This is a genomic window from Sphingopyxis sp. (genome assembly GCF_041916015.1).
Taxonomy (GTDB): Bacteria; Pseudomonadota; Alphaproteobacteria; order Sphingomonadales; family Sphingomonadaceae; genus Sphingopyxis.
The window spans coordinates 1-8,859 of record NZ_JAYSAH010000097.1; the positions used below are offsets into that span (position 1 = coordinate 1).

General features: G+C 65.3%; 9 protein-coding genes and 1 other RNA gene. 5 read left to right on the plus strand and 5 right to left on the minus strand.

All coding sequences use genetic code 11. The annotated features are described in order from the left end of the window. From carB to ACE3SL_RS14320, 3 genes are all read left to right on the plus strand, one after another. The coding region (gene carB, locus ACE3SL_RS14310; RefSeq protein ID WP_374526400.1) for a carbamoyl-phosphate synthase large subunit at positions 1-3,313 on the plus strand (3,313 nt) is incomplete at its 5' end. 96 nt (positions 3,314-3,409) lie between these two features. Further along, positions 3,410-3,886 carry a transcription elongation factor GreA gene (greA, locus tag ACE3SL_RS14315; RefSeq protein WP_374526401.1) on the plus strand — a complete coding sequence of 159 codons (477 nt, stop codon included), beginning with the start codon at positions 3,410-3,412 and terminating at the stop codon, positions 3,884-3,886. A 17-nt stretch (positions 3,887-3,903) separates the two neighbouring features. Then, complete coding sequence (locus ACE3SL_RS14320) at positions 3,904-4,539, plus strand: rhomboid family intramembrane serine protease (protein ID WP_374526402.1); 636 nt, start codon at positions 3,904-3,906, stop codon at positions 4,537-4,539. Between the two features lie 180 nt (positions 4,540-4,719). Here the strand turns inward: ACE3SL_RS14320 and ACE3SL_RS14325 are convergent, their stop codons facing one another. The 5 genes from ACE3SL_RS14325 to ACE3SL_RS14345 form a co-directional block, all read right to left on the minus strand. Then, entirely contained in the window at positions 4,720-5,262 is a 543-nt protein-coding gene (locus ACE3SL_RS14325; RefSeq protein ID WP_374526403.1) for an NUDIX hydrolase, read from the minus strand. 105 nt (positions 5,263-5,367) lie between these two features. Further along, positions 5,368-6,048, minus strand: a complete 681-nt coding sequence (locus ACE3SL_RS14330) for a TPM domain-containing protein (protein WP_374526404.1) — start codon at positions 6,046-6,048, stop codon at positions 5,368-5,370. An 11-nt stretch (positions 6,049-6,059) separates the two neighbouring features. Next, entirely contained in the window at positions 6,060-6,866 is an 807-nt protein-coding gene (locus ACE3SL_RS14335) for a YgcG family protein (protein WP_374526405.1), read from the minus strand. Then, complete coding sequence (locus ACE3SL_RS14340) at positions 6,863-7,387, minus strand: YgcG family protein (RefSeq protein ID WP_374526406.1); 525 nt, start codon at positions 7,385-7,387, stop codon at positions 6,863-6,865. The genes ACE3SL_RS14335 and ACE3SL_RS14340 overlap by 4 nt, the downstream gene beginning before the upstream one ends. Before the next feature lie 2 nt (positions 7,388-7,389). After that, a complete protein-coding gene (locus ACE3SL_RS14345) occupies positions 7,390-7,992 on the minus strand; it encodes a LemA family protein (RefSeq protein ID WP_374526408.1) in 603 nt (200 codons plus the stop codon). Between the two features lie 118 nt (positions 7,993-8,110). On the opposite strand from ACE3SL_RS14345, the gene mscL reads away from it, so the two are divergent. Then, on the plus strand, positions 8,111-8,527 hold the full coding sequence (gene mscL, locus ACE3SL_RS14350) for a large conductance mechanosensitive channel protein MscL (protein WP_374526407.1): 417 nt from the start codon (positions 8,111-8,113) through the stop codon (positions 8,525-8,527). A 37-nt stretch (positions 8,528-8,564) separates the two neighbouring features. Then, positions 8,565-8,859: a transfer-messenger RNA gene (ssrA, locus tag ACE3SL_RS14355) on the plus strand; the annotation flags it as partial.

Below are 8,859 nucleotides of genomic sequence, written 5' to 3' on the forward strand. Positions count from 1 at the left end.
AAGAACCGACATCCAATCCATCCTCGTCATCGGCGCCGGCCCGATCGTTATCGGTCAGGCGTGCGAGTTCGACTATTCGGGGACGCAGGCGATCAAGGCGCTGAAGGAGGAGGGCTATCGCATCGTCCTCGTCAACTCCAACCCGGCGACGATCATGACCGATCCCGACCTCGCCGACGCCACCTATGTCGAGCCGATCACGCCCGAGATCGTCGCCAAGATCATCGAAAAGGAGCGCCCCGATGCGGTGCTGCCGACGATGGGCGGGCAGACCGCGCTCAACACCGCGCTCGCGCTCGCGCAGGACGGCACGCTCGCCAAGTACGGCGTCGAGATGATCGGCGCCGATGCCGAGGCGATCGACAAGGCCGAGGACCGGCAGAAGTTCCGCGACGCGATGGACAAGATCGGACTGGAGAGCGCGCGCAGCGGCGTCGCGCACACGCTCGACGAGGCGTTCGCGGTGCTCGAACGCACCGGGCTGCCCTCGATCATCCGCCCGTCGTTCACGCTCGGCGGCACCGGCGGCGGCATCGCGTACAACCGCGAGGAATTCGAACATATCGTCCGCGGCGGCCTGATCGCCTCGCCGACCACCGAAGTCCTGATCGAGGAATCGCTCCTCGGCTGGAAAGAATATGAGATGGAGGTGGTGCGCGACCGCAAGGACAATTGCATCATCATCTGTTCGATCGAAAATGTCGATCCGATGGGCGTGCATACCGGCGACAGCATCACCGTCGCCCCGGCGCTGACGCTGACCGACAAGGAATATCAGATCATGCGCAACGCGAGCATCGCGGTGCTGCGCGAGATCGGGGTCGAGACCGGTGGGTCGAACGTCCAGTTCGCGGTGAACCCCAAGGACGGCCGCCTGATCGTGATCGAGATGAACCCGCGCGTGTCGCGCTCGTCGGCGCTCGCGTCGAAGGCGACGGGCTTCCCGATCGCCAAGGTCGCCGCGAAGCTCGCGGTCGGCTACACGCTCGACGAGATCATGAACGACATCACCGGCGTGACCCCGGCGTCGTTCGAGCCGACGATCGACTATGTCGTCACCAAGATTCCGCGCTTCGCCTTCGAAAAGTTCAAGGGCGCCGAGGCGACGCTGTCGACCGCGATGAAGTCGGTCGGCGAGGTGATGGCGATCGGGCGCACGATCCACGAGAGTTTGCAGAAGGCGCTGCGCGGGCTGGAGACGGGGCTTTCGGGTTTCAACTTCGTCGATCGCCTCAAGGGCGCGAGCCACGACCAGCTCCGCAGCGAACTTGCCAAGCGCACCCCCGACCGGCTGCTCAACACCGCGCAGGCGATCCGCGAGGGGCTGCCGCTCGAAGAGATCAACCGCGTCGCGGGTTACGACATGTGGTTCCTTGAACGCATCGCCGAGATCGTCGCCGCCGAGCAGGAGGTTTGCGAGAACGGCCTACCGCGCGATGCCGAGGGGCTGCGGCGATTGAAGGCGATGGGCTTTTCGGACAAGCGCCTCGCCTATCTGGCGCTGCAATCGGCGAATTTGCAGCCCGGCGCGAGCCATGCAACCGCGCGCGGCAGCGGGCTGATCCACGAAGCGGTCAAGGCGATGACCGGCGGCGTCACCGAGGGCGAAGTGCGTGCGCTGCGCCATCGGCTCGGCGTGCGCCCCGTGTTCAAGACGATCGACACCTGCGCGGCGGAGTTCGCGGCCAAGACGCCCTATCTCTATTCGACCTATGAAGCGCCGACCTTCGGCGAGCCCGAGAATGAGGCGAACCCGAGCGACCGGCGCAAGGTCGTCATCCTTGGCGGCGGTCCGAACCGGATCGGGCAGGGGATCGAGTTCGACTATTGCTGCTGCCACGCGTGCTTCGCGCTGGAGGAGGCGGGCTATGAAACGATCATGGTCAACTGCAACCCCGAGACGGTGTCGACCGATTACGACACGTCGGACCGCCTCTATTTCGAGCCGCTGACGGCCGAGGATGTGCTCGAAATCCTGCACGTCGAAATGTCGAAGGGCGAACTTGTCGGGGTGATCGTCCAGTTCGGCGGGCAGACGCCGCTCAAGCTGGCGCAGGCGCTCGAAGAAGCGGGCATACCGATCCTCGGCACCTCGCCCGACGCGATCGACCTCGCCGAAGACCGCGAGCGGTTCGCGGCGCTCGTCAACAAGCTCGGCCTCAAGCAGCCCGAGAATGGCATCGCGCGCAGCCGCGAGGAAGCCGTCGCGGTCGCGGCGCGCATCGGTTATCCGGTGCTGACGCGCCCTTCCTATGTGCTCGGCGGCCGCGCGATGGAGATCGTCGACGACCAGGCGCAGCTCGAACATTATATCGAGACCGCGGTGCAGGTGTCGGGCGACTCGCCGGTGCTGATCGACCGTTATCTGCGCGACGCGATCGAGGTCGACGTCGATGCGCTGTGTGACGGGACTGACGTGGTTGTCGCCGGTGTGCTTCAGCATATCGAGGAAGCCGGCGTCCATTCGGGCGACAGCGCCTGCTCGATCCCGCCGTACAGCCTGCCGGACAAGATCGTCGCCGAGATCGAGCGGCAGGCCGATGCGCTTGCCCGCGCGCTCGAGGTCCGCGGCCTCATGAACATCCAGTTCGCGGTCAAGGGCGACGAGGTCTATCTCATCGAGGTCAACCCGCGCGCCAGCCGCACCGTGCCCTTCGTCGCGAAAGCGGTGGGCTCGCCGATCGCCAAGATCGCGGCACGTGTGATGGCGGGCGAGAAGCTCGCGGACCTGCCGGCGATCAACCGCGACATTGCGCATGTCGCGGTGAAGGAGGCGGTCTTCCCCTTCGCGCGTTTCCCCGGCACCGATCCGGTGCTGTCGCCGGAGATGAAGTCCACCGGCGAAGTCATGGGAATCGATCGCGATTTCAATCTGGCCTTCGCCAAGGCGCAGCTCGGCGCGGGCGACCGCCTGCCGACGACCGGGCGGCTGTTCGTGTCGGTCAAGGACAGCGACAAGCCGCGCATCGTCGAGCCGGTGAAGCGGCTCGCGGACTGGGGCTGGCAGGTGATCGCAACCGGCGGCACCGCGACCTATCTCGCCGAGCAGGGCATATCGGTCGAGCGGGTCAACAAGGTCGCCGAGGGGCGGCCGCATATCGTCGACCGGATCAAGGACGGCGACGTGCAGCTGATCTTCAACACGACCGAAGGGTGGCAGTCGCTGCAGGATTCGCAATCGATCCGCGCCTCGGCACTCGCGGCCGACGTCGCCTATTATACGACGGCAGCGGCCAGCGATGCGGCGACCCATGCGATCGGGGCGCTGCGCGCGCACTCTCTTGAAGTGAAGCCGCTTCAGGACTATTATTGAGGGACCGCTCCACCTCCCCGACATTACGGAAAAGCGGCTCGGCCGCCCCGGCGAAGTTTCGCTGGCGGCGGATTATTGACGAAGGACAACAGGATAATGGCAAGCGTTGAAAAGGTTCCGATGCTGCAGGAAGGCTATGAGAAGCTGAGCACCCAGCTCGCGGCTCTGAAAGCCGAGCGCCCCCTGATCGTCGATGCGATCGAGGAAGCGCGCGCGCATGGCGACCTTTCGGAAAATGCCGAATATCACGCCGCGAAGGAGCGTCAGGGCCAGGTCGAAGCCTCGATCGGCGACCTCGAGGACCGGCTGTCGCGCGCGCAGATCATCGACCCGACGACGCTGTCGGGCGACCGCATCGTGTTCGGCGCGACCGTCACCCTCGCCGATGAGGACGACAAGCCGGTGCGTTATCAGATCGTCGGTCAGGCCGAGGCGGACGCCAAGGATGGCAAGATCAGCTATAATTCGCCGCTCGGCCGCGCGCTGATCGGTCGCAAGGTCGACGACGAAGTCGAAGTGACCGTGCCCGCGGGCGACAAATATTATCTGGTGACCAAGATCGAATTCGTCTGAGCCGGGAGGCACCGACGATGAAGCAGCAGGATGCGCCGCTGGTCACGGGCTTTGCGCTCGTCTGCGTGGTGCTGTTCATCCTGCTCACGATCACCGGCTATCAGGAGCAGGCGATCATGCGCGCGGGCTTCGTTCCCGCGCGTTTCGGCACCGATCTGATCCTGCCGCCCGGGGCGATGGTGCCGTTCGCCCTGACGCCGCTGACCTCCGCCTTTCTGCACGGCGGCTGGCTGCACCTCATTTTCAACATGGTCATGCTGCTGTTCATCGGCCGCCAGCTCGAGGCGCCGCTGGGCGGCAAGGCCGTCGCGGTGCTGCTGCTCGCCGGGGCCTATGCCGGCGCGCTCGCGCAATTCCTGGCCGATCCGGGCTCGGCGATCCCGATGATCGGCGCCAGCGGTGCGATCTCGGCGCTGCTCGCGGTGTTCGCGCTGATCTTCAGCCGCACGCAGACTTCGGCGATCGGGCCGATCCCGGCGCATTGGGTGCGCGCTCTCTGGCTCGCCGCGGCGTGGATCGCCCTGCAACTCGCGCTCGGCTTCGCGGGCGGCGGCGGGTTCGGCGCGGTCGCGATCTGGGCGCATGTCGGCGGGTTTCTGGCGGGACTGGTGCTGGCGCGGCCGCTGCTCCGCTGGCGGTTCGGGGGGCGGTAGGCAAATAGCCCCTCCCGCGTGATGACCGCTTCGCTAGGAGCGGCCATTCCCAACCTTCGTCATTCCCGCGAAAGCGGGAACCCAGGGCGTGCGTCGGCTGACCTCACGCTGGGTTCCCGCTTTCGCGGGAATGACGAAGATGTGAGCTACCAAGCATGGTTTATCGGTCGACGGCAGCAGTTAGCCGAGTAATCCGCCCGCCAGCAGCATCGCGACGCGGACGTCGATGCCGCAGCCCTCGGCGCGCTTTGCGGCGATGAACTCTTCGATCCCCGCCAGCGGTACACGGTGGACGATGATGTCTTCGCCATCGACCCCGCCGCCTTCGCCGACCTTCGTCAGCCCCTTGGCGACGAGCAAGGTGAAGCTCTCGCTCACCATGCCGGGCGAGCTATAGAATTCGCCGACCGTGCGCCAGTCGGCGGCGCGGTAACCCGTTTCTTCCTCAAGCTCGCGCCGTGCCGCGATTTCGGCGGCTTCGCCCGCGCTGTCGTCGCCGACCAGCCCCGCGGGGAGTTCGAGGCAGCGGACCTTCAGGGGCACGCGATATTGCTCAACGAGTAAGACGTGGCGCCCGTCCGCCGCTTCGTCGATCGCAAGAATCACCGCGGCGTGGATGCCACGCGAGCGCGAGACATATTCCCATGAGCCTTGCTGCTTCACCGTGATGAAGCGGCCTTCCCAGCGGGTTTCGATGGGAGTGTCGGGGGAGGGGATGGGCATGGAGGTTCCTTTCGCATCTACGCTCGTCATTGCGCGCGGAGCGAAGCAAAACAGCGTCCGCGTAAACCGCTCTGGATTGCGTCGCTCCGCGCGCAATGACGAGGATCAGAGTTCGATCAGCCGATCGGGCAGTTCGTTCGGATTTTCGCTGCCGCGCGGGAAATGTTCGGTCAGCACGGCGCCCATCTGGCGCACCGCCTCGGCCATGCCCGCACCGGGCTGCCCCTTGCGGACCAGATCAATCAGCGAGGCCATCGCATCGCCCCAGACTTCGGGCGCGACCTTTGCCGCGATCGCTTCGTCGGCGACGATGTCGGCGCGGTGTTCGCGGAGGCTGACGTAGAGGAGGACGCCGGTGCGGCCGAGCGTCTTCGCTTCGGTGCCGACCTTGAACAGGTCGATCGCGCGGGCGCGCACCCGGCCCGCGAGGATCGCGCGCGGGGTCAGCCACAGGCGCAGGGGGCGCCAGAGCAGGATCAGCCACACGCCGATCCATTTGAGCACCCCGACCGCGATCACCGTCCCGAGCCACTGGTTGGCGGTGAGCTCGTGTCCCCAGCCGCCGGTGATCCGGTCATAGAGCCCCTGATAGAAATCGGGGAAGAGCGCGATCACCGACATGGCGAGGAAGGCGATGACGCTCGCCCAGACGAGCGCGACATCGTCATAGTCGTTCGACTGCGCCGCGATGACGGTGACGATTTCGCCGCTGGTATTCGTCTCGGCTGCGGCGACCGCGGCGGTGACGAGATCATGATCGGCTTCGCTGACGTGGCTGACTTTCATGGCTCTGCTCCCTACCAGCCACCCGAGGCGCCGCCGCCGCCGAAGCTGCCGCCGCCGCCCGAAAAGCCTCCGCCGCCACCCCAGCTCGAACCGCCGCCCCATGACGATCCGCCGCTGCCGCCGCCCCAGTCGTTGTCGCCCCAGATGATGATCGGCGCGCCGCCCCACGGGCGGTTCTTGCGGTGCCGCTTGCCACGGCCGCCGAGCGCCGAGAGCATCGGCAGGATGAAGAAGAAAAAGACGATGAAGCCGATGAAGACGAGGCCGCCGATGTCGCCGTCGTCGGCGCGGTCGCGCTCGGCCTTGTCGGCGGCGGCGGCGCGCGCGGCGGCTTCTTCGGGCGGACGCTGGATCTGCTGCGCGATCGCGTTCACGCCCGCCTGGATGCCGCCGGGAAAGTCGCCGTCCCTGAATTTCGGGGTGATCGTATCGCGGATGATGCGGCCCGACAGCGCATCGGTCAGCACGGGTTCGAGGCCGTAGCCGACCGCGATATGCATCTTGCGGTCGTTGGGCGCGATCAGGAAGACGACGCCGTCGTCCTTCTCCTTGTCGCCGATCTGCCAGTCGCGGCCGAGCCGGTAGCCATAGTCGGCGACGTCATAGCCTTGCAGGTCCTTGACCGTCGCGACGACGAGCTGGTGCCCGGTCGTCTTTTCCAGTTGTTCGAGCTGGGTATCGAGATTGGCCTCCTCGGCGGGCGGAATGATGTCCGCCTGATCGACGACGCGGCCGGTGAGCTTGGGAAAGGTCTGCGCGGTCGCGGGGGCCGCGAGCAGCGAAAGGCCGAGCGCCCAGCCGAGCAAGAGCGATCTCATGGTGTATCTCCGGTCTGAGCGGCAATCGCGTCGATTCCGGTCGACAGGCCGCCTGCATAATCCGCTTTGGCAAAATAAGGCGTCATCTGGTGGATGACCGCCAGTGCCTTGTCGTCGGTCAGTATCTTTTCCATGCCGAAGCCCGTCGCGATCCGCATCTGGCGTTCGTTGGGAGCGATCAGAACGACGATGCCGTCGTCATGATCCTTCCGCCCGATCTTCCAGCGGTTGCCGAGGCAGGTGCCGAAATTATCGACGCGAGCGCCGTGGAGGCTGCTGGTCGTCGCCACAACCATCTGATGCTTCGTCCGCGCTTCGTACCGGCGCAGGCGATCGGACAGCTGTGCTTCCTCCTCGGCGCTCAGAATATCGGCCGCGTCGGTTACGCGGCCCGCGAGCGCCATCTGTGGGACGCCGTCGCACGCCGCCGTTTCCTTCGCGGCGGCCGGCTCCGGCGCCGCCTTGCATCCGCCCGCGACCAACAGGATCGCGAGCGGAGCGGCAAGGGCGGCCGGGCGCACCTTTATTGACCGAAATCGACCTTCGGCGCGACGTTCGCGTTCGGGGTGATCGCCTTATACGGTGTCATCGGCTTCGCACCATGGACGATCTTGGCGCCGATGATGTCGGGGAAGGTGCGGATCGTCGTGTTATAATCCTGCACCGCCGCATTATAGTCCTGGACCGAAATGTTGATCCGGTTCTCGGTGCCCTCGAGCTGGGTCATCAGGTCGGCGAAGCGCGCCTGGCTCTTGAGGTCGGGATATTGCTCGACGGTGACGAGCAGGCGGCCGAGCGCGCTCGACACATTGCCCTGCGCCTGCTGGAAGGCCTGGACCTTCGCGGGGTCTTCGAGATCGTCGGTGCTGAGCTTGACCTGCGTCGCCGAGGCGCGCGCCTGGATCACGCCTTCGAGGGTCGATTGCTCGATCTTCGCCGCGCCCTTGGCGGTTTCGACGAGATTGGGGATCAGGTCGGCGCGCCGCTGATAGGCGGCCTCGACATTAGCCCATTTGGCTTTTGCGGCCTCTTCCTTGGTGGGAACGCTGTTGATGCCGCAGGCGGACAGCGAGACGGCGGCAAGGGGAAGGATCATCCAGCGGGCAGAACGATAGGTCATGGTTATCAAGGCTCCCTCCGGCGGCGTTTTGCCGCAACAATACACATAATAGGATCGCGCTTGCCTTTGTGCAATCGTCGCGGCAGTTTCGCCGCACCGAATATCTCATCTGGGGAGCAGCAAGATGTTGTCGGAATTCAAGGAATTTATCGCCAAGGGCAATGTGATGGATCTCGCGGTCGGTGTCATCATCGGCGGCGCGTTCGCGACGATCACGGGCTCGCTGACCGAGGACCTGATCATGCCGCTCGTCGGCTGGATCTTTGGCGGAGTCGATTTTTCGAGCAAGTTCATCCTGCTTGGCAGCGTTCCCGACGGAATCGCCGCGACCGATTATGCCGCGCTCAAGAAGGCGGGCGTTGCGATGGTGGGCTATGGCGCCTTCATCACCGCGGTAATCAACTTCCTGATTCTGGCGTGGATCATTTTCCTGCTGGTGAGGATGGTGAACCGCGTCACGCGCCGCGGTCCCGATGCGCCCGCGGGCCCGAGCGAGGTCGATCTGCTCACCGAAATCCGCGACGAATTGCGGAAGAAATAGGGATTAGAACCCCTAACGGGACGAACGGCCCGTCCGCGCCCTTTCCAAGCGCGGGCGGGCTCCCTATATGGGTCATGCCGGTTTCGGCCGGCTATGAGGATAAATGGTGTCGTGGAATAGACACAGCGGACCCGGGGGCAGTACCCGGCGGCTCCACCACAAACCCGCGCTTCTTTGATGGGCGCGCGGGCTTCTGACGGGGCCGAACCAGGATCGACGTGTGTTCAAAGACGATGTTTTCTTCCGGGCTGAGTAACCCGTTCAAGGCTCAAACCTATAAGTGCTAACGATAACGAAGCACTCGCTCTGGCTGCGTAACCGATAAGCCTCAC

Coding starts and splice junctions, on each gene's coding strand:
- mscL (WP_374526407.1), top strand. CDS start 8,111: ATGTTGTCGGAATTCAAGGAATTTATCGCCAAGGGCAATGTGATGGAT.
- greA (WP_374526401.1), top strand. CDS start 3,410: ATGGCAAGCGTTGAAAAGGTTCCGATGCTGCAGGAAGGCTATGAGAAG.
- ACE3SL_RS14325 (WP_374526403.1), bottom strand. CDS start 5,262: ATGCCCATCCCCTCCCCCGACACTCCCATCGAAACCCGCTGGGAAGGC.
- ACE3SL_RS14330 (WP_374526404.1), bottom strand. CDS start 6,048: ATGAAAGTCAGCCACGTCAGCGAAGCCGATCATGATCTCGTCACCGCC.
- ACE3SL_RS14335 (WP_374526405.1), bottom strand. CDS start 6,866: ATGAGATCGCTCTTGCTCGGCTGGGCGCTCGGCCTTTCGCTGCTCGCG.
- ACE3SL_RS14320 (WP_374526402.1), top strand. CDS start 3,904: ATGAAGCAGCAGGATGCGCCGCTGGTCACGGGCTTTGCGCTCGTCTGC.